Source organism: Pseudomonas sp. CCI1.1 (genome assembly GCF_034348165.1).
Lineage (GTDB): Bacteria > Pseudomonadota > Gammaproteobacteria > Pseudomonadales > Pseudomonadaceae > Aquipseudomonas > Aquipseudomonas paracarnis.
On record NZ_CP133780.1, the window covers coordinates 5,380,803 to 5,401,716 of the forward strand.

The following is a 20,914-nucleotide window of genomic DNA, read 5'->3' on the forward strand; positions in this document are numbered from 1 at the left end:
ATTCAGCGCTGGCCTTTATTCCCAATAGGGGCAGTTGCGCGAGCAGGTCGGCCTGGGTTCGCAGGTTAGTCACCTCCCGCTCGACATCAGCAGCCAACTCGGGGCGCCCGCTGCTGACCAGCTTGTCGCGGGCCAGGGACAGTTTGCCCAAATGTTGCGAGGCGGCGAGCAGCGGCGACATATAGCGCGCAGCCTCCGCGGAATTGACGCCGCTGGCGTACTGGCTCAGTTGTTCCAGGTTTGCGCCCAGTTCACGTTCGGCTTGCAGCAACAGCGCTTGCGGGTCGCCAGCTAATTTACCGGCGGCCAACAGGTCAGTCTTGCTGAAGGTCTCCAACTCCACGAGGCTGGGCCGCAGGCTTTGCGCCAATTCGGGCGGCAGTTCGCCCAGTTGCAGCTGCAGGCTTTCCAGGCTCTGGGTGGCACTGCTCAGGCGCAGGGCATCGCCGCTGGCCAAGTAGTCCTCGATGTTTCGGGCGGCCTGGTTTTGAAAGATCTGGGACAACCCCAGGTAGCGCTCCATCAACAAGTACGGGCGCTCCAGCGCCCGTTGCGACCACCACAGCGTCGCGCCGAGGGCCAGGCACACGGCCACCAGCAGAAGGGTATTGAGATTGGTCAGCAGCTTCAGGCGCATGCGGGGTTTCAACCGACGGCAAGAGATAAGCGCCTGAATTTATTGCGTTTGTATTACAGCGTTATGACCGAATCGGTGGATTCTGGTGAAAAGATGGCACTTTGCTTTGATGTGCGAGCGGCTTGCACGCGGTTGCGTCCGGCATCCTTGGCGCGGTAGAGCGCTTCGTCAGCCTGAGCGGCCATCATCAGGCTGTCGGAATCGTCGCACAGCTCCACCAGGCCGGCGCTGAAGGTGCACCACAAATCCTGCGGTTGGGCGGGGTAGTGGATTTCTGCAAAGCGCCGGCGAATGTCGTCTAGCACCTTGCAGGCCGATTCCAGGTCGGTGTCGGGCATCACGATGGCGAACTCTTCACCGCCGTAGCGGCCGATGTAATCGGTCTTGCGCAAACGCTGCTTGAGAAACAGTGCCAGGCTCTTGATCACCCGGTCGCCCATGGGGTGGCCGTGGCTGTCATTGACGCGCTTGAAGTGGTCGATATCGAGCATGGCAAAGCTAAGAGGCTTGTTCTCGCGGCGGGCGCGGAAGCTGCAATCTTCGAGCAGTTGCAGGATATGCGTGTGGTTGTACAGCCCGGTGAGGCTGTCGCGCACCATCCGCGCCTTCAAGTTGCGCGCACGCGACGCCCGGTTGCGCACAGTGGTGATCAGGTGACGCGGTTTGATCGGTTTGGTGAGGAAATCGTCACCGCCCTCGCTCATCGCATCCAGTTGCTTATCCAGGTCGTCCTCAGCCGACAGGTAGATGATCGGCACGCTGACGTAGCGGTCGTTGTGGCGAATCACCTTGGCCAGTTCGGTGCCGGTACAGGCAGGCATGTACATGTCGAGGATGATCAGGTCGGGTTGGAAATCCGCCAGCTCGGCCATGGCCTGGATCGGTTCGATCAAGGTGCGGGTGATAATCCCGGCACTGTTGAGCAGGCGTTCGGTGTGCAGCGCCTGGGCCCGCGAGTCGTCGATGATCAGCACTTTGTACGGTTCGTACTGGGCCGCGCAGGTCAGCACTTCGATCTTTTCCAGCAGGCTTGAGGCTTCCAGGGTGCCGGTCAGGAACTCTTCGCCACCGGCGCGCACGGCGGCCAGGCGCGTCGGGGTGTCGGTTTCGTGCAGGCTGAAAAACAACAGTGGCAGCTTGTGCTCCAGGCCCTCTTGGGCTTCTGCGGCGAGCTTCAGGCCCAGGCCTGTGCCGCAGAAGTCCACGTCCATCACGATCGCCGACGGCAAACGCTCGGCCATGGCCGCGCGAAAGGCGGCGACGCTGTCCAGGGCGTGGGCGCTCATGCCAAAAAATTCGAGCTGCTTGGCCAGGCGCTCGGCGCGGTCATGGTCGGCGAGCATCACATAGATCGGCTTGCGCATCGGCGGCAGGAAGGTTTGCTCAAGCTGGTCGCCCTGGCGCAGGCCGGTGCGGGACAGGCGTTGCATCAAGCGGTTGAGCTCGGTGATCAGTTGGCTGCTCAGGCGGCCACGGTTCTCGTCCACGGCTTGCAGGGACTCACTGATATGCCGTGCCAGTTGCGTGTGTTCGGGCTGTTCGAAGCGTTCGGCGAAGCGCTGCAGGCGCAGGTTGGCTTCGCTGAGTTCGGAAAAGTCGGCGTTCGACCACTCGCTGCGTTGCAGGCGCTGCCAGATCTCAAGAATTTGACGTGCCTGATGAATTACCCGCTGGGCAAAGTGCTGCTTGAGACGCTCGCGGCTGGGGTCTTCTGACTCGGTCATATCCTGACTACTGTGAGGGTGCATGCTGAGGTCGACTGATGGCTCTATGCTAGCACCTCTTTTCTGATAGATGAGTGTCATACGTCAATTAAGTCTGCATGCCAGAGATTCAGTTATTGACCGGCTGGTCGCCCAGCGTAAAAGGTGTGCATCCTTTATAGTCCAAGCGGCCCGGTGCGCCACTTTCGTGTAAAAGCCCCGCACCGATGGGCACGATGGGGTAGGGTTGTGGTCGGAATGTCTGAACGCACCCGGACAATTGACGTGCATGAACTCAAGTGATTGAAAGGATATCGCCATGCTGGACTGGAAAAACCGCGAAGGCAGTGCCAAAGGCCCCGCCCCTGAGCCCAAGTCGGCCAACCGCAGCTATTTTCGCAACCTGCTGATGAGCCGGGCGTTGCTCAGCATCATCGGCTTGTACCTGCTGGTCACCGGTGGCCTGGGTTGGTACTGGAGCCAGGAGCCGGCGCTGTTTCCGGTGCAGCAAAACGCCCAGCTTGCCGCCGAGAAGGAAGGCAAGCAGATGGTGGTGGGTTACACCACCGTTGAAACACTCAAGACCGTGGTCGGCACCTTGCTGAACAAGCCAGGCGGCTACATCTCCAACGACCGTTTCCCTCCGGGCTTGTGGATGGACAATATGCCGAGCTGGGAGTACGGCGTGCTGGTGCAGGTGCGTGACCTTACCCGCGCCCTGCGTAAAGACTTCGCCCGCTCCCAGTCGCAGTCGGCTGAAGACGCTGACTTGGCCAAGGCCGAGCCGCGCTTCAACTTCGATAACAAGAGCTGGGTGCTGCCTTCCAGTGAGTCGGAATATCAGGAAGGCATCAATTCCCTGAGCCGCTACGAAGCGCGCCTGTCTGACCCGAACCAGCGCGGCGCGCTGTTTTATGCGCGTGCCGACAACCTCAACAACTGGCTGGGTGATGTGGCCACCCGTTTGGGTTCGTTGTCCCAGCGTCTGTCCGCCAGCGTAGGCCGGGTCAAGTTGAACACTGCGCTGAAAACCGAGGCGCTGGCGCCGGGTGAAGTGCCGCAGGTTGATGAAGAAGTGGTGGAAACCCCATGGATGCAAATCGACAACGTGTTCTACGAAGCGCGCGGCCAGGCGTGGGCCCTGTCCCATCTGTTGCGTGCCATCGAAGTCGACTTTGCCGACGTACTGGCCAAGAAAAACGCCACCGTCAGCGTGCGCCAGATCATTCGTGAGCTAGAGGCCTCGCAGGAACCGGTATGGAGTCCTATGATTCTTAACGGCAGTGGCTTCGGCGTACTGGCGAACCATTCGCTGGTGATGGCCAACTACATTTCCCGGGCAAACGCTGCAGTGATCGACTTGCGTCAGCTCCTCAACCAGGGTTGATGATGGACGCTACTCAAAAGGAGGCCGCACACCGAGCGGCTTCCGATGCTGAACTGATCTGCTGGGTCGACGAGCAGGACCACCTGCTCGGCCACCTGGTCAGGTCCGACCTGCGCCAGCGCGGCTTGATTGGCCGCTGCACGTTTATCTTCCTGTTCAATTCCAAAGGCGAGTTGTGTGTGCACCGGCGCACGCTTAGCAAGGCGTTGTATCCAGGGTATTGGGATACGGCGGCGGGTGGGATGGTGGCCGAAGGTGAGAGTTATGCCGTTTCGGCAGCCCGCGAGCTGGAAGAGGAATTGGGCGTCAGCGGTGTGCCCTTGACCGAACATGACCATTTCTATTTTGAGGATGGCGACAGTCGGCTTTGGTGCAAATCCTACTCTGCCGTCTGGGACGGCCCCCTGCGCCTGCAGCCCGAGGAGGTCATGGAAGCGCGGTTTTTAAGCATCGAAATCATCCAGCAAGAGGCCGAACAAAAGCCCTACTGCCCGGACGCCCAGGAAGGCTTGCGGCGCTATCTGGCCTCGCGTCGCTAAAGTTGCAAAAAATGGCGCCATTTGGCTCTTAGCAAGTCGGCTTTTTGCCGTTACACTGCGCGCCTTTTCACCCGAACCACATTAGCGGTTCGGTAGCGCTGCCCCTGCCTGAGTGGGGCTTCGCGGTCGGTCACCGCCTTGTGCGGCGCCGATCAGTCTTCATCCTCCCAAGAGGATTGCCGGTGGCCAAAAAAGCCGCATCCTTCGCCGCCCTTGGTGGCCTGGTATTTTCCACCGACGCAGGTCGACACTGCCCGGACTGTCGTCAGCCCGTGGATTCGTGCACCTGCAAACAGACCCTGATCCCTGAAGGCGACGGTATTGCCCGCGTGCGTCGCGAGAGCAAAGGCCGTGGCGGCAAGACGGTGACCACCATCACCGGCGTGCCCCTGGCTGAAGAGGCCCTGAAGGAATTGGCCACCTCGCTGAAAAAGCGCTGTGGCACCGGTGGCGCGTTGAAAGACGGGGTTATCGAGATCCAGGGCGATCACGTCGAGTTGCTGTTGGCCGAGCTGATCAAGCTCGGGTACAAGGCCAAGAAGTCCGGCGGCTGAAAGCCTCTTCCCAACCTGTGGCTAAACTCTGTCCTGCCAGTGGGGTCTACTTCCCTTGCAGGCAAATCGTCATTTTCATTCTTTAGACTGCGCCAGCCTCCGCGAGAGGTGGCGCCTTCGCCTTCATTTATAGGGGACTTCGATGTCCGTACGACGCACACGCAAAGACGATGGCAGCCAATGGACAGTTGCGGACAGCCGCAGTGTTTACGGGATTCGCCATTGGGGGGCCGGGTATTTCGCGATCAATGAAGCCGGTCGCGTAGAAGTTCGTCCGAACGGCCCGAACAGCACGCCCGTCGACCTGTACGAGCAAGTCGATGAGCTGCGCAAAAGCGGCCTGTCGTTGCCGCTGTTGGTACGCTTCCCCGATATCCTGCAAGACCGCGTGCGCCAATTGACCGGTGCCTTCGATGCCAACATCGAACGCCTGGAATACCAGAGCAAGTACACCGCGCTGTACCCGATCAAGGTGAACCAGCAAGAAGCGGTGATCGAGAACATCATTGCCACCCAGAACGTCTCCATCGGCCTGGAAGCCGGCTCCAAGCCTGAGCTGCTGGCCGTGCTGGCCCTGGCGCCGAAGGGCGGCACCATCGTCTGCAACGGTTATAAAGACCGTGAGTTCATCCGCCTGGCGCTGATGGGCCAGAAGCTCGGCCACAACGTGTTCATCGTGATCGAGAAAGAGTCCGAGGTGGGGCTGGTGATCGAAGAGGCGGCGAGCCTCAAGGTCAAGCCGCAGGTGGGCCTGCGTGTGCGCCTGTCGTCCCTGGCATCGAGCAAGTGGGCGGACACCGGTGGCGAGAAATCCAAATTCGGCTTATCCGCAGCGCAGCTGCTGTCAGTGGTCGAGCGCTTCCGCGCGGCCGGCCTGGACCAGGGCATCCGCCTGCTGCACTTCCACATGGGCTCGCAGATCGCCAACCTGGCCGACTACCAGCACGGGTTCAAGGAAGCCATTCGTTACTACGGCGAACTGCGCAACCTCGGCCTGCCGGTGGACCACATCGACGTCGGTGGTGGCCTGGGCGTGGACTACGACGGTACCCACTCGCGCAACGCCAGTTCGATCAACTACGACATGGACGACTACGCCGGCGTGGTAGTAGGCATGCTCAAGGAATTCTGCGACGCGCAGAGCCTGCCGCATCCGAACATCTTCTCCGAAAGCGGCCGTTCCCTGACCGCTCACCACGCCATGCTGGTGGTACAGGTCACTGACGTCGAGAAGCACAACGACGAAATCCCGACCATTGAAAACAAGGAAAGCCTGCCCGAAACCGTGCAATGGCTGGTGGACCTGCTGGGCCCGACCGACATCGAGATGGTCACCGAAACCTACTGGCGCGCCACCCACTACATGAGCGATGTGGCGGCCCAGTACGCCGACGGCAAGCTGACCCTGGCCGAAAAAGCCCTGGCCGAACAGTGCTACTTCGCGGTGTGCCGTCGCCTGCACAACTCGTTGAAAGCCCGCCAGCGTTCGCACCGCCAGGTGCTGGACGAACTCAACGACAAGCTGGCCGACAAGTACATCTGCAACTTCTCGGTGTTCCAGAGCTTGCCGGATACCTGGGCCATCGGCCAGGTCCTGCCTATTCTGCCGCTGCACCGCCTCGACGAAGAGCCGCTGCGCCGCGCCGTGCTGCAAGACCTGACCTGCGACTCCGACGGCAAGATCAAGCAGTACGTCGACGAGCAGAGCATCGAAACCAGCCTGCCGGTGCACGGCTTGAACGAAGGCGAGGACTACCTGCTGGGGATCTTCCTGGTCGGCGCCTATCAGGAAATCCTGGGCGACATGCACAACCTGTTCGGTGACACCGACTCGGTGAACATCTACCAGCGTGAAGACGGTTCGGTGTACAGCGCCGGGATCGAGACCCACGACACCATCGAAGACATGCTGCGCTATGTGCACTTGTCGCCGGAAGAGTTGATGACGCATTACCGGGACAAGTGCGCCAGTGCGAAGATCTCGGCCTCGGAGCGCACCCAGTTCCTGGATGCGTTGCGCCTGGGCCTGACCCGTTCTTCGTACCTGTCCTCGTAATAAAAATGTGGGAGCGGGCTTGCCCGCGATGGCGGAGTGTCAGGCAACCGTTAGGGGGCTGACCCACCGCCATCGCAGGCAAGCCAGCTCCCACATCTGGGTCTGCGTTCCTTCAGTTCCCGCCCAGCCACAGCCCTTGCCGATTCAAGTGCCAGGCAATTGCCCACAGCGTCAGGCTGCGCACCGCCATGAACAGCAGGAAGGTGATCCACAATCCGTGGTTACCCATGCCCTGCAACGCCCAGGCAATCGGCAGTACCAGCAGCACCGTCAGCAACATCCCATTGCGCATCTCCCGCGCGCGCGTTGCGCCGATAAACAAGCCATCGAGCAAATAACTCCACACCGCAATCAACGGCAATACCGCAAGGTAGGGCAGGTAGATATCGGCGGTTTCGCGTACGCTGGGGATATCGGTTTGCATGGCGATAAATAGATGGCCGCCGAAGGTGAACAGCAGGGCGAAGCCGATGCTGGCGATCAGTGACCAACCGCAGGCCACGACTAATGAGCGACGCAACGCCTGCCGGTCACGGGCGCCGATGGCGTGGCCGCAGAGGGCTTCGACCGCGTGGGCCAAGCCATCCAATGCGTGAGCCGTCAGTAACAGGCCGTTAAGCAGCAGCGCATTGGCTGCCACGGTGGCATCGCCCAACCTTGCGCCTTGCACGGTGATCATGAAAAACACCGACTGCAACGCCAGGCTGCGGATGAAGATGTCGCGGTTGACCGCCAGCAATGGGCGCCAGCTTTGCCACAGTTTCAACGCGGCCCAGGCGATATGCCCCGGATAGGCGAGCAGGGCTTTTTGCGTGAGCGCCAGGCCGAGCAGGGCGCCGGTCCATTCCGCGATCACCGAGGCACGGGCGGAGCCGACCACGCCCCAGTCCAGGCCAAGTACAAACCACAGGTTAAGCGCAATGTTGACCAGGTTGGTGGTCAGCAGAATCGCCAACGGCGCCCGCGCATTCTGAGTGCCGAGGAACCAGCCGACCAGCGCATAGCTGGCGAGGGCGGCGGGCAGACCGAACAGACGGGTGTGGAAAAACTCGCGGGTCAGTTGGTTCAATTCAGGGGAGGGCTGCATCCATTCCAAAGCCAGGTGGCTCAGGGGAATACCGACCGTGCCCAGCAACATCGCCAACCCCAGCGCCAACAGCAGGCCTTGCAACAGGATTTGCCGCAGCGCCGCGCCATCGTTGCGCCCGGCGGCTTGGGCGGCGAAGCCGGTGGAACCCATGCGCAGGAAACCCATGGCCCAGGCGAGGAAGGTATACAGGCTGGCGCCGACAGCCACGGCGCCCAGTTGATGGGCGTGGGGCAGGTGGCCGATGACCATGCTGTCCACCAGGGCCACCAAGGGCACCGAGATATTCGACAGGATCATCGGCGCGGCCAGGGCCCAGACGCGGCGATGGGTAGGGCGGTGGCGCCAGTCGGACAATAAGGTGGACATGCAGTCTCCTTCGGGGGAGCGGCATTGTACCCGGCCATCAGTTGTACAGCAGGCCCAATGTGGGAGCTGGCTTGCCTGCGATGACGGACTCTTTGCCAACTCATCCGGTGACTGACCCACCGCTATCGCAGGCAAGCCAGCTCCCACATTTTGATCTTGATCGCCAATGGTTGTGGGATTTGGCTTGGCTTCATGCTCCACCAAGAACCAACCGCCCCTCCGTCGGTCAATGTGACCGGTGCCGCAGCGGCTTGGTCGGCGCTGATATATAGTTCACCCCTCGGTTCCCTCTGACTATGAGTGCCCCATGCTTAACAAAGGACTGTTCCTGGCCTGCGCGCTGGCCCTGCTGAGCGCTTGCGATTCTTCCGATAAACCCGCTGCACCGCCTGCGCCCACTGTGGCGGCAGCGCCGAAGCCGGTGAAAGCTGCGGTGGACGTGGCAGCGTTGAAGCAACGCTATGCCGGGCGCGAGCTGAGCGTGGTGGACGTGTCCGAGGTGCAGTTGGACGGGGCCAGCACCTTGTCGGTGAGCTTTTCCATTCCTCTGGATCCGGATCAGAAGTTCGCCGACAAGCTGCACCTGGTAGACAGCAAGTCCGGCAAGGTCGATGGCGCCTGGGAACTGTCCGATAACCTGATGGAATTGCGCCTGCGCCACCTTGAGCCGCAGCGCAAGCTGGTGCTGACCGTGGACGCCGGGGTGAAGGCAGTCAACGGCAACACCCTCGCCGCCGAATACAGCGCCCGCCTGGAAACCCGCGACCTGCAAGCCACCGTCGGCTTCGCCAGCCGCGGCACCCTGTTGCCGACGCGCCTGGCCGAGGGCCTGCCGGTGATCGCGTTGAACGTCGACAAGATCGACGTGGAATTCTTCCGGATCAAACCCGAATCCCTGCCGTCATTCCTGGCGCAGTGGGGGCGTAATACCAGCCTGCAAAGCTATGAGTCCCGTGAACTGCTGCCAATGGCCGAGCTGGTCTACGGCGGGCGTTTCGACCTGAACCCGGCGCGCAATACCCGCGAAACCCTGCTGCTGCCGATTGCCGGCCTCAAGCAGTTGCAGCAGCCGGGCGTGTACCTGGCGGTGATGCGTGCTTCGGGCACCTACAACTATTCGCAACCGGCCACCCTGTTCACCTTGAGTGATATCGGTCTGTCGGTGCACCGCTATGCCAATCGCCTGGATGTGTTTACCCAGGCGTTGGAAGGCGGTAAGGCGCTCAACGGCGTCGAACTGGAAATCCTCGATGCCGAAGGCCGCGTGCTCGGCCAGGGCAAGACCGAAGACGGTGGCCACGCCGAGTTGCCACTGCCGAAAAAAGCCCAGGTGTTACTGGCCAAGCAGGGCGAGCAAACCAGCCTGCTGCGCCTGGACAGCGCCGCGCTGGACCTCGCCGAGTTCGATATCGGCGGGCAGCCCTCCCACCCGTTGCAGTTCTTTGTGTTCGGCCCGCGTGACCTGTATCGCCCCGGCGAAACCGTGCTGCTCAACGCGCTGTTGCGTGACAAGGATGGCAAGGCGGTAAAGCCGCAACCGGTCAGCGTCGAAGTACGGCGCCCGGATGAACAGGTGAGCCGCAAGTTCGTGTGGGAGGCCGACGCGTCCGGCCTGTATCAATACCCGTTGCAACTGGCCGGCGAGGCGCCGACCGGTCGCTGGCAGTTGGTATTCGACCTCGGTGACGGCAAGCCGCAACTGTATGAATTTCTCGTCGAAGACTTCCTGCCCGAACGCCTGGCGCTGGAACTCAAGGGCAGTGACACGGCGTTGAGCCCGGCGGATAACCCGGTCATCCAGGTCAACGGTCGTTACCTCTACGGCGCGCCCGCGTCCGGTAACCGCGTCAGTGGCCAGGTGTACGTGCGCCCACTGCGTGAGGCGGTCAAATCCCTGCCGGGCTACCAGTTCGGTTCCGTCACGGAAGAAGAGCTGAGCCAGGATTTCGAGCTGGACGAAAGCGTACTCGACGCCAATGGCGAGCAAGCGCTGACCCTGGAAAGCAAGTGGGCCGAGGCCAAATCGCCGTTGCAACTGATCGTGCAAGCCAGCCTGCAAGAGTCCGGCGGGCGGCCGATTACCCGGCGCCTGGTGCAGCCGATCTGGCCGGCCGAGCAGTTGCCGGGCCTGCGTGGCCTGTTTGATGGCAAGGAAACCAACGGCGATGGCCCGGTGGAATTCGAAGTGCTGGTGGCCAACCAGGACGGTCAGAAACTGGCCGCACAAGACCTCAAGGTGCGCCTGGTGCGTGAGCGCCGCGACTACTACTGGAACTACTCGGAGAATGACGGCTGGAGCTACCATTTCAACGAGAAATTCCTCAATCTCGATGAGCAGAGCCTGAACATCAAGGCTGGCGACACCGCCAAGGTCAGCTTCCAGGTGGAGTGGGGCCCTTACCGCGTGGAGGTCGAAGACCCGCAGACCGGGCTGGTCAGCAGCCTGCGTTTCTGGGCCGGCTACCAGGCCCAGGACAACACCGAAGGCGGTGCCGTGCGCCCCGACCAGGTCAAGCTGGCGTTGGACAAACCCGCCTATGGTGATGGCGACACCGCCAACGTCACCGTCACGCCACCGGCTGCCGGTAAAGGCTACCTGTTGGTGGAGTCTGCCGAAGGTCCGCTGTGGTGGCAGGAAATCGACGTGCCGGCCGAAGGCAAAAGCTTTGCGGTGAAGCTCGACCCGAAATGGTCGCGCCACGATCTGTATGTAAGCGCCCTGGTGATTCGTCCGGGCGAGCGCAAAGCCAACATCACGCCTAAACGCGCCGTGGGCTTGCTGCACCTGTCGCTGGATCGTACCCAGCGCAAACTCGGCCTGACCCTCACCGCGCCAGAAAAAATGCGCCCCAAACAACCGCTGACGGTGAAGATCGCCGCCAAAAACGCCGATGGCAGCGTGCCCCAACAGGTGCACGTACTGCTGGCGGCGGTGGATGTGGGCATCCTCAATATCACCGAATACCCAACGCCCGATCCGTACGCCAGCCTGTTTGGCCGCAAAGCCTATGGCGTCGACCAATTCGACATCTATGGGCAACTGATCGAAGCCGGTCAAGGGCGCCTGGCCAGCCTGGCATTTGGTGGCGACGCGGCATTGGCCAAAGGCGGCAAGCGCCCGGACACCAGCGTGACCATCGTTGCCCTGCAAAGCGCCCCGGTGACTCTGAACGACAAAGGCGAGGGTGAAGTCAGCGTCAATATTCCCGACTTCAACGGCGAACTGCGCCTGATGGCCCAAGCCTGGAGCGATGATCGCTACGGTATGGCCGAAGGCAAGACCGTGATCGCCGCCCCGCTGATTGCCGAGTTGTCGGCGCCGCGCTTCCTGGCAGGAGGCGACCAGACCACCTTGGCCCTGGACCTCTCCAACCTGTCGGGCAAGGCCCAGAAACTCGATGTGCAATTGACCGCGCAAGGTCAGCTGCAGTTGGTCAACAGTGGCGCGCAATCGGTTGAGCTCAAGCAAGGTCAGCGCACCACCCTGCGTATTCCGGTACAAGCCTGGGGCGGGCTCGGCCAGGGCAAGGTCACGGTCACCGTCAACGGCCTGGACTTGCCGGGTGAAAACCTGCCGCCGTTCAGCCGCGAATGGACCTTGGGCGTACGCCCGGCGTACCCGGCCTTGCTCAAGCATTACCGCGCAGTGCTCAAGGATCAGCCGTGGAGCTTGCCGTCGGGCGCACTGGATCAATTCGATGCATCGGGACGTGAGGCGTTGTTGAGCCTGTCGAGCCGGCCGCCGTTGAACCTGGGCGCGCAGATCAGTGCACTCAAGGCGTACCCCTACGGTTGCCTGGAGCAAACCGCCAGTGGCTTGTACCCGTCGCTGTACGCCGACGACGCGTTGCTCAAGCGCCTGAGTATCAAGGGCGAGCCGGATGCCGAGCGCAAGCGCAAGATCGAGTTGGGCATTGAGCGCCTGCTGGGCATGCAGCGCTACAACGGCAGCTTTGGTTTGTGGGGCGCCGATGGCGAGGAAGAATATTGGCTGACCGCCTATGTCACCGACTTCCTGCTGCGCGCCCGCGACCAGGGTTTTGCCGTCCCGCCTGAAGCCTTGAAGAAGGCCAGCGAGCGCCTGTTGCGGTATGTGCAGGAACGTAATCTGATCGAGGTGGATTACAGCGACAACGCCGAACACACCCGGTTTGCCGTGCAGGCGTATGCCGGCATGGTGTTGGCGCGCAGTCAGCAGGCGCCATTGGGCGCGTTGCGCAGCCTGTTCGAACGGCGCAGCGACGCACGCTCCGGCTTACCGCTGGTGCAGTTGGCCATTGCCCTGCAGAAAATGGGTGACCAGCCCCGTGCGGATCAGGCGTTGTTGGCCGGCTTGGCGGCGCAGCGCAATGCCAATGAGTGGCTGGCCGACTACGGTAGCCCGCTGCGCGACCAGGCGATGATCCTGGCGTTGCTGGAGGAGAACGACTTGGCCAAGGGCCAGCGCGAGGAGCGGTTGTTCACCTTGTCGGATCAGTTGGCCGCCAGCCCGTACCTGTCGACCCAGGAGCGTAATTCCCTGTTCCTGGCCGGGCGCCTCGGGTTCGCCAAGCCCCAAGCGAACTGGCAAGTGTCGCTCACCGGCAGTGGTGGCGTACGCGAGTTGAACAACCAGCAATCGACGTTGGAGTTGGACGGTAAGTTGTTGTCCAGCGACCTGGCCTTGACCAATCAGGGTGAAGCGCCGGTGTACCAGCAATTGACGGTCTCGGGTTATCCACACGTGCCGCCAGCGGCCGGTGGCAACAACCTGAGTATCCGCCGCGAATACCTGGGCATGAACGGCCAGCCGTTGAACCTGCGTAACCTCAACAGCGGTGATCTGGTGCTGGTGCACTTGGCGGTCAGCGCCAAGCAACGGGTGCCGGATGCCCTGGTGGTCGACCTGTTGCCTGCCGGCCTGGAACTGGAAAACCAGAACCTGGCCCAAAGCGCGGCGAGCCTGGAGAACGCCAGCAGCCAGGTGAAGGAGTGGCGTGAGTCGATGCAGAATGCCTCGCTCAAGCATCAGGAGTTCAGGGACGATCGCTATGTGGCCGCGATGAATCTGGATGGCTATGGCACCACGCACTTGCTGTACCTGGCGCGCGCGGTGACACCGGGAACCTACCGCGTGCCGCCGCCGCAGGTAGAGTCGATGTATCGGCCGAACTGGCAGGCGGTGGGCGAGACGCCGGTGGATATGGTGATCAAGGGCCGCTGAAAGACAATGGTTGAATCCCTGTAGGAGCGAGCAAGCTCGCTCCTACAGGGGGAATCGAGCGTTTGCCCGTCAGTGCACAACCCAACTCAGCAACCACAGCCCCAGCATCAGCCAGATGATCCCCACGATAATCGAGGCCCGCATAAAGGCGCGTACCGCCGAGTAGAGGAACAACAACCCGACGATCAGGGTAATGATGCTGATGATCGAGGTGTCCATGCCCAAGGTGCGTGACAGGCCGTCGATAAAGTTGCCGCCGGCGTGGGTCAATGCCCCGAACAAACCGCTGAGCCCGTCGACGATAAAACGGATGACGGAACCGAGCGCCTGGCCCAACCATTCGAAAAAGCTTTCTACCTGCATGTGCGTGTCCTGATGAGAAGGTGGGCGTAACTGTGCCTTTGGTTGTCGATAACGCAGGCGAGTTCCCTGCAAGCATAGAGGTTTGCCCGTTTGAGTTTTAGTTTAATCACGTCCGAATGTACGCGGCCCAATGTGGGAGTTGGCTTGCCGGCGATAGCGGTGGGGCAGTTGTGGATAAGTTGACTGATCCTGCGCTATCGCAGGCAAGCCAGCTCCCACAGTTATTGCGCTGGGCTTTGGGTTGTGTGGTGTTGGTGGTTGCCCTGCTATGGCTGGCCGATCGTATCTGGCCCTTGCCCCTGCCGCAGGACGACCTGGCCCGGGTAGTGCTGGCCGAAGATGGCACCCCCCTGTGGCGATTCGCCGATGCCGATGGCGTATGGCGCTACCCGGTACACACCAGCGAAGTATCGCCTTATTACCTCGACGCGTTGCTCACCTATGAAGACCGTTGGTTCTACCAACACCCCGGCGTAAACCCGTTGGCGCTGGTGCGTGCGACCTGGCAAAACCTGAGCGGCGCGCGGGTGGTGTCCGGCGGCAGCACTTTGTCGATGCAGGTTGCGCGCCTGCTCGACCCACATTCACGCACCCTGCACGGCAAGTTACGCCAGCTGTGGCGTACCGCGCAGCTGGAGTGGCACCTGTCCAAGGACGAAATCCTCAACCTGTACCTGAACCGCGCACCTTTCGGCGGCACGCTGCAGGGCGTGGCGGCGGCAAGCTGGGCGTACCTGGGCAAGTCACCGTCTCAGCTGACTCACGCCGAAGCCGCGTTGCTCGCGGTGTTGCCCCAGGCGCCAAGCCGTTTGCGCCCGGACCGTCATCCGCAGCGCGCCCAGGAGGCCCGCGACAAAGTGCTGCGCCGCCTGGCCGAGTTTCAGGTATGGCCGCAATCGGCGGTTGATGAAGCCCTGGAAGAACCCCTGCTGCTCGCCCCACGCTTGGAACCTAGCCTGGCGCCTCTGCTCGCACGCCGGCTGAACCGCCCCGACAGCCCGCCGCTGATCCGCACCACCCTGGATGCCACCTTGCAACGCCGTCTGGAAGACCTGTTGCTGGGCTGGCGCGCACGCCTGCCGGAACACACCTCGGCGGCCATCCTGGTGGTGGAAGAAGAAAGCATGGCGGTGCGCGCCTACCTGGGGTCGGTGGATATCAACGACACCAAGCGCTTTGGCCATGTGGACATGATCAGCGCGCTGCGTTCGCCCGGTTCCACCTTGAAACCTTTTCTCTACGGGATGGCGTTGGACGACGGCCTGATTCACTCCGAATCGCTGTTGCAGGACGTGCCTCGACGTTATGGTGACTACCGCCCTGGCAACTTTTCCATGGGCTTTACCGGGGCAGTGCCGGCGAGCACGGCGTTGTCCAGCTCGTTGAACCTGCCGGCGGTGCAGCTGCTGGAAGCCTACGGGCCCAAGCGCTTTGCCGCGCAGATGCGCATCGGTGGCGTGCCGTTGGCGTTGCCGGCATTGGCCGAGCCGAACCTGGCGCTGATCCTCGGCGGTGCGGGCAGTCGCCTGGAGGACCTGGTGAGTGGCTACAGCGCCCTGGCCCGCGATGGCAAGAGCGCCACCCTGCGGTTGCAACCGGACGATGCGCTCAGGGAGCGGCCTTTGCTGTCGCCCGGCGCCGCCTGGATTGTGCGGCGCATCCTCAGCGGCCAGGCGCGGCCCGACCGCGACCCGCGTGCCGAGCTGGTCCAACGCCCGGTGCTGGCGTGGAAGACCGGTACCAGCTATGGCTTTCGCGATGCCTGGGCGATTGGCGTAGGCCCGCGTTACCTGATCGGCGTATGGATCGGCCGGCCCGATGGCACGCCGGTACCCGGGCAATTCGGCCTGGCGTCGGCAGCGCCGTTGATGCTGCAGGTGCACGACGTGCTGACCAACCGCGACAGCCAGCGCGGCATCAGTGCGCCGGTCAAACCGGTGCCTGCCAATATCGGCGTGGCGGCGATCTGTTGGCCGCTGGGCCAGCCCATGAGCCGCAGCGACCCCAACTGCCGCCGCCAGCGTTTTGCCTGGACCCTGGACAACACCACGCCGCCGACCTTGCAGGCATTGGATCAACCCTTGAGTGTGGGCTTGATGGAAAGCATCTGGGTTAACACCAAAGGCTTGCGGGTCGATGCCCATTGTCCTGGCGCAACCTCCAAAAGCATTGCCCTATGGCCGGCACCGCTGGAGCCTTGGTTACCCAGGGTTGAACGCCGCGAAGCGCGCATCCCGGCGGCTGACCCGGACTGCCCGCCACCGGCGCTGGCCGCGTCATCGCCGTTGTCCATCGTAGGCGTACGCGAGGGCGATCAATTGCGTCTGCCCGCTGCCAGTCAGCAAGCCTTGCGCCTGAACATCTCCGCCCTGGGCGGCAGTGGCCGGCGTTGGTGGTTCCTCAATGGTGCGCCGTTGGGCGACAGCGCCAATCAGGACAGCATCAATGCCAGTTTTGAACGGCTGGGCCGCTATCAGCTCAGCGTATTGGATGAAGCCGGTCAAACCGCCAGGCTCGAATTCAGCGTTGTCGACTGATCGTTGCTGATCGTTCCCACGCTCTGCGTGGGAACGCCGCCTGGGACGCTCCGCGTCCCGTCATGGGGTAAGCTATACCCATTCAGGAGCCCGCGCATGAACCTCGAACACCTCACCGAACGCCTGCACCGCATTCGCGATACCAATGACTGGAAACAGTTTCACAGCCCGAAAAACCTGGCCATGGCTGCCAGCGTGGAAATGGCCGAGCTGGTGGAAATCTTCCAATGGCTCACCGAAGACCAATCCCGCCAACTGCCCGCCGATAAACTCGCCCATGCGGGCCAGGAGGTCGGTGATATCGTCCTGTACCTGCTGCTGCTGTGCAGTGAACTGGGCCTGGATATGAACGAAGTGGTGCGCGCCAAACTGGCCGATAGCGAACGGCGGTTTGCCCATGAGTGATCGTCATTTCGACCAGTTGGCCACGCGCTTTGCCGAAAAAATCTACGGCGGCGCCAAGGGCGCGATTCGCCTGGCGGTGCTCCAGGCCGACCTGGTAGAAGCCTTGCCGCAACGCCCATTGCGCGTGCTGGATATCGGTGCAGGCCTGGGGCATATGTCGCTGTGGCTGGCCGAGCAGGGCCACGAGGTAACCCTGGCCGAACCCGCTGCGCCGATGCTTGAAGGGGCGCGTCAGCGCTTTGCTGACGCCGGCCAGACCGCGACCTTTATTCATGCACCGTGGCAGGACTTGCTCGGCCAACTCACCGAGCCTTACGATCTGGTGCTGTGCCATGCCGTGCTGGAGTGGTTGGCCGAGCCCCACGCCATCCTGCCGGTGCTGCACCAACTGACGCTGCCGGGGGGCTGGTTGTCCCTGGCCTTCTACAACCGTGATGCGTTGATCTACCGCAACCTGCTCAAAGGCCACTTCCGCAAAATGCGCAAGAACGACATGGCCGGCGAAAAGCAGAGCCTGACGCCGCAACAACCCCTGGACCCACGGGAGTTGGCGACGCAACTCGAAGGGCTGTGGCAGGTCGAAAGCCAAAGTGGCGTGCGGGTGTTCCACGACTATATGCCGGTGGAATTCCAGGCGCGCGCCAACCTGCAGGACTTGTTGGAGATGGAGCTCGCTCACCGTCGTCACCCAAGCTTTGCCGGGCTTGGGCGATATTTGCACTGGATCTGCCGCCCGGTTTAAGCGGCCCAGCGTGGGAGGTCGACATGCGTCGTCTCGGTTTAATCCTGTTGTCTTTAGGTCTTGGGGCTTGTTCGAGCCCCAACCCTTACGTCGCCAGTTCGGCACCGATGCCGCCGGCGCCCGCCCAGGCGGCCACTACCTTTGATGCCAGCGCCTACCCCGCGCCGGTACGCGACTATGGCGCCTACCGCAGTTGGGGCTGGCTCAACGGCCAGTTGCCGGCGGGTACGGCCTGGGCCGATTCGGCGCAGATTGCCGAGGCGGTCAGCGGCGCTCTCGACCAGCGTGGCTTGCGTCCCTTGCATGACAAGCGTGCGCCCGACCTGCTGGTGAGCGCCGATGTACGCCTGGAAAAACGCCTGCGCCAGGTCCAGGATGATTACGGGTATGGCTACGGTGGCTACAACCGTTATGGCAATGGTTATGGCATGTACAACAGCGTGCCGGTGGTGCGTACCTATGAAGTGACAGTGGCCGTGGCGCGTATCAGCCTGTTCGATGCGCGCACCCGCCAGCCGGTGTGGAGCACCAGCGCCGAAACCACCAGCCAGGGCAGCCTGAGCGAACGCGCCGATAGCTTGCGCAAGGCGATGCAGAAGGCAATGGCCGCCTATCCGCCCAGTTAGCAGCTATTCTCATTACAGGCCCACGTTGTTTTTTGGAGAACACCATGCTTCGTCGCATCGCTGCACTTGCTGTTGTCATGTTGCTGGGCGGTTGCCAGAGCAACCAGGTCAACCATGATTTCGACGCCAGCCGAGACTTCGGCGCCTATCGCAATTGGGCCTGGAAAGACCCGGCGTTGCAGTACCGTCCCGATGACCCACGAATCAAGAGCGACCTCACCGAGCAACGCATCCGCCAGGCCGTGGGCGAACAGCTGGATCAGCGCGGTTTGCGTCCTGCGGCGGCGGGTACCAAGGCAGACCTGAATGTGCAGGCCTATTTGATTGTCGAAGACCGCCAGCAGCAAGTCACCACCAACTATGGCGGTGCCTGGGGCGGCCCGTGGAATGGTTATTGGGGCGCGCCGATGTACAACGAAACGCGCAATATCACCTACAAAGTGGCGACCATCCAGATCGACCTGCTCGACGGCAAGGACGGCAAACTGGTGTGGCGCGGCAGCGACGAACAAATGATGGCCAGCACGCCAAACCCCGAGGATCGCAACAAGGCCATCCGCAGCACTGTGACCAAGATCCTCTCCAACTACCCGCCGCGCTGATCTCCCTGTAGGAGCGAGCAAGCTCGCTCCTACAGTACTAGGGCATCTCCGCCAGTCGCCAATGTGGCGAGTTGCCAGCAACCTGTCGAAGCCTTGTCTACACTCCAGTGCAACGGAGAGTTAGCGCAGGAGTGCTTCGATGTCTCCCCGATTCGGTTCCAGACAGCGTGGTGCAATAGGCTTGATGGCGGCAGGCACCTTGGCCTTGGCTCTGGTGTTCACGTTGCTGGCGGTCGACAGCGGGCGCTTGTATCTGGAAAAGCGCAAGCTGCAATCCGTCGCCGACACCTCGGCGTTGGAAGCCGCTGGTCTGGGTGGCCAGTGCGGTACCAACACCACCGCGAACGCCTATGCCACGCAAAATGCGGCGCGCAACGGTTTTGTGGTCGGTAATGGCAGCACCCTGGCGGTGACATGCGGCACCCTGGCGACCAACGCCCTCAACACCCGTGTGTTCAGCGCCGATGCCACCAAGAGTGACGCAATCCGCGTGGTGGCCTCGCGCACCGTCCTGACCAGCATCGCCAATGGCCTGTGGAACCTGTTCAGCGGCGCGCCGATCAACCCGCAGATCAACTTGAGCGCCACCGCCGTCGCGGCGACACCGCCGCCCGTGGCGCAGTTGTCGATCCGCAGCAGCCTGGCCAGCGTCGATTCAGGCAAATCCCCGCTGCTCAACCTGGTGATCGGCAACCTGCTCGGCGGCAACCTTTCGCTCACGGCGGCGGGTTGGAACGGCTTGCTGCAGACCAACGTCAACCTGCTCAGTTACTTCGACCAACTAGCGATCAACCTGAACGTGAAGGCCGGTGACTACGATGCCTTGCTCAGTACCGCGGTCTCGGCGACTCAACTGATCGACGCTGCTGTGAAGGTCTTGCAGAAAAACGGCGCGGCGGCCACGGCGGTCATCAATGACGTGATTTCGATTCAAGCCATTGCACCTAACAGCAAGCTGTTAACGGTGGGAGACCTGGTCGACATCGCCACCGGCACGCCGACAGCGGCGCTGAACAGCAACGTGCAATTGTTTCAACTGCTGGAAGCGGTAGCGCAGTTGTCCAGTAGCAAGAATGCGGTGAGTGCGGCGGCGCAACTGAACATTCCGTTGGTCGGTAACGTTTCGATCCAGACTAAAGTGATTGAGCCACCGCAGCTGTCGGCGATTGGCAATCCGTTGTTGGCCAAGGAAGGTTTGAAAAAGAGCCCGCCGACCGATCAGATTTTTGTACGCACTGCGCAAGTGCGGACTTTGGTGTCTGTTCAACTGCCCGTGCTGAACGGTATCAATGGATTGACGTCTGCGGTCTCCGCTATAACGACGCCGGTGACAGGTGTCGTGAATAACTTGCTGCATTTAAACTTGGTGAGCCTGCTGGATCCACTCTTGTGCCTGATTTTAAAGCCTTGTGACCATACGGATGTTCAGTTGTTGAGCGGCCTGGACATCAATATCGAGGTGGCGAGCGCGAAGAGTCATGTCACGGATTTCAATTGTGCGAGCAATGCGGCGAAATCACTGACCGTTCAGGTTGAGACTGCGCTTGCAGATGTGTCGGTAGGGAAAGTGGATCCGGTACAGGCATTTTCCTCAGCAGTGGAAGCTGATGTGAAACCAGTAGCACTTGTTGATATCGGTGTGCAGACATGCAAGGGAATATTCGGCTGTGGCCCACGTAAGGCTGGTGTAGGTGGGAGCTTATCCTTATCGGTTGTTCACGCAAAGGTTGGCGGGGGGGAGCAAGCTCTAGTGTTTTCTCCAGTCAACGATATGAATCTGACACCCACTTATAAATCTGTTCCTCCCTCGACAGAAGTGGTCAAAGGATTGGTCAATACCTTAGGGGCTATTCAAGTGAATTACGTTCCCCCAGCCGGAAGCTCTCCGGGTGGAATCCTGCCGGCGGTCTCGGGTTTACTCTCCACCATCACCAATACGCTGGTCACCGCGATCAAAAGCGTATTGTCGCCAATACTAGACCCGATTGTGGATGGCTTGCTCAGCGCCTTGGGCATTAACCTGGGCAACGCCGAAGTCGGCGCCAATCTCACCTGCCATATGGGCCGGGCTTATCTGGTGATTTAGCCTGTTGGTCTATCTGAC

14 protein-coding genes are annotated in these 20,914 nt (G+C 61.7%); 11 read left to right on the top strand and 3 right to left on the bottom strand.

Annotated elements, in window-relative coordinates:
* Positions 1-690: 690 nt before the first annotated feature.
* Complete coding sequence (locus RHM69_RS24250; RefSeq protein ID WP_019818274.1) at positions 691-2,361, bottom strand: response regulator; 1,671 nt, start codon at positions 2,359-2,361, stop codon at positions 691-693.
* Between the two features lie 298 nt (positions 2,362-2,659).
* Between RHM69_RS24250 and RHM69_RS24255 the strand changes: the two genes are divergently transcribed.
* The 4 genes from RHM69_RS24255 (at position 2,660) to speA (ending at position 6,876) form a co-directional block, all read left to right on the top strand.
* Positions 2,660-3,727, top strand: a complete 1,068-nt coding sequence (locus RHM69_RS24255) for a DUF2333 family protein (protein WP_003188197.1) — start codon at positions 2,660-2,662, stop codon at positions 3,725-3,727.
* 2 nt (positions 3,728-3,729) lie between these two features.
* Complete coding sequence (locus RHM69_RS24260; RefSeq protein ID WP_014716735.1) at positions 3,730-4,266, top strand: NUDIX hydrolase; 537 nt, start codon at positions 3,730-3,732, stop codon at positions 4,264-4,266.
* A 182-nt stretch (positions 4,267-4,448) separates the two neighbouring features.
* Complete coding sequence (locus RHM69_RS24265) at positions 4,449-4,820, top strand: translation initiation factor Sui1 (protein WP_003188201.1); 372 nt, start codon at positions 4,449-4,451, stop codon at positions 4,818-4,820.
* A gap of 142 nt (positions 4,821-4,962) precedes the next feature.
* The gene (gene speA, locus RHM69_RS24270; RefSeq protein ID WP_003188203.1) at positions 4,963-6,876 is read left to right on the top strand and encodes an arginine decarboxylase; all 1,914 of its coding nucleotides are present in this window, start codon (positions 4,963-4,965) and stop codon (positions 6,874-6,876) included.
* Positions 6,877-6,988: 112 nt separating this feature from the next.
* Here the strand turns inward: speA and RHM69_RS24275 are convergent, their stop codons facing one another.
* On the bottom strand, positions 6,989-8,332 hold the full coding sequence (locus RHM69_RS24275; RefSeq protein WP_166405738.1) for an MATE family efflux transporter: 1,344 nt from the start codon (positions 8,330-8,332) through the stop codon (positions 6,989-6,991).
* Between the two features lie 307 nt (positions 8,333-8,639).
* On the opposite strand from RHM69_RS24275, the gene RHM69_RS24280 reads away from it, so the two are divergent.
* On the top strand, positions 8,640-13,535 hold the full coding sequence (locus tag RHM69_RS24280; protein ID WP_200599548.1) for an alpha-2-macroglobulin family protein: 4,896 nt from the start codon (positions 8,640-8,642) through the stop codon (positions 13,533-13,535).
* Between the two features lie 69 nt (positions 13,536-13,604).
* Here the strand turns inward: RHM69_RS24280 and RHM69_RS24285 are convergent, their stop codons facing one another.
* Positions 13,605-13,898, bottom strand: a complete 294-nt coding sequence (locus tag RHM69_RS24285; protein WP_003188208.1) for a hypothetical protein — start codon at positions 13,896-13,898, stop codon at positions 13,605-13,607.
* Positions 13,899-14,122: 224 nt separating this feature from the next.
* Between RHM69_RS24285 and pbpC the strand changes: the two genes are divergently transcribed.
* The 6 genes from pbpC to RHM69_RS24315 all read left to right on the top strand — a co-directional run bounded on the left by pbpC (position 14,123) and on the right by RHM69_RS24315 (position 20,896).
* Complete coding sequence (gene pbpC, locus RHM69_RS24290; protein WP_200599564.1) at positions 14,123-16,435, top strand: peptidoglycan glycosyltransferase PbpC; 2,313 nt, start codon at positions 14,123-14,125, stop codon at positions 16,433-16,435.
* A 96-nt stretch (positions 16,436-16,531) separates the two neighbouring features.
* Positions 16,532-16,840, top strand: a complete 309-nt coding sequence (locus RHM69_RS24295; protein WP_003188211.1) for a MazG-like family protein — start codon at positions 16,532-16,534, stop codon at positions 16,838-16,840.
* On the top strand, positions 16,833-17,582 hold the full coding sequence (locus tag RHM69_RS24300; protein WP_014716739.1) for a methyltransferase: 750 nt from the start codon (positions 16,833-16,835) through the stop codon (positions 17,580-17,582). The genes RHM69_RS24295 and RHM69_RS24300 overlap by 8 nt, the downstream gene beginning before the upstream one ends.
* A gap of 23 nt (positions 17,583-17,605) precedes the next feature.
* Complete coding sequence (locus tag RHM69_RS24305; RefSeq protein WP_003188213.1) at positions 17,606-18,208, top strand: DUF4136 domain-containing protein; 603 nt, start codon at positions 17,606-17,608, stop codon at positions 18,206-18,208.
* Between the two features lie 44 nt (positions 18,209-18,252).
* Positions 18,253-18,810, top strand: a complete 558-nt coding sequence (locus RHM69_RS24310) for a DUF4136 domain-containing protein (protein ID WP_014716741.1) — start codon at positions 18,253-18,255, stop codon at positions 18,808-18,810.
* A 139-nt stretch (positions 18,811-18,949) separates the two neighbouring features.
* Entirely contained in the window at positions 18,950-20,896 is a 1,947-nt protein-coding gene (locus RHM69_RS24315) for a pilus assembly protein TadG-related protein (protein ID WP_200599550.1), read from the top strand.
* The last annotated feature ends 18 nt before the right edge of the window (positions 20,897-20,914 follow it).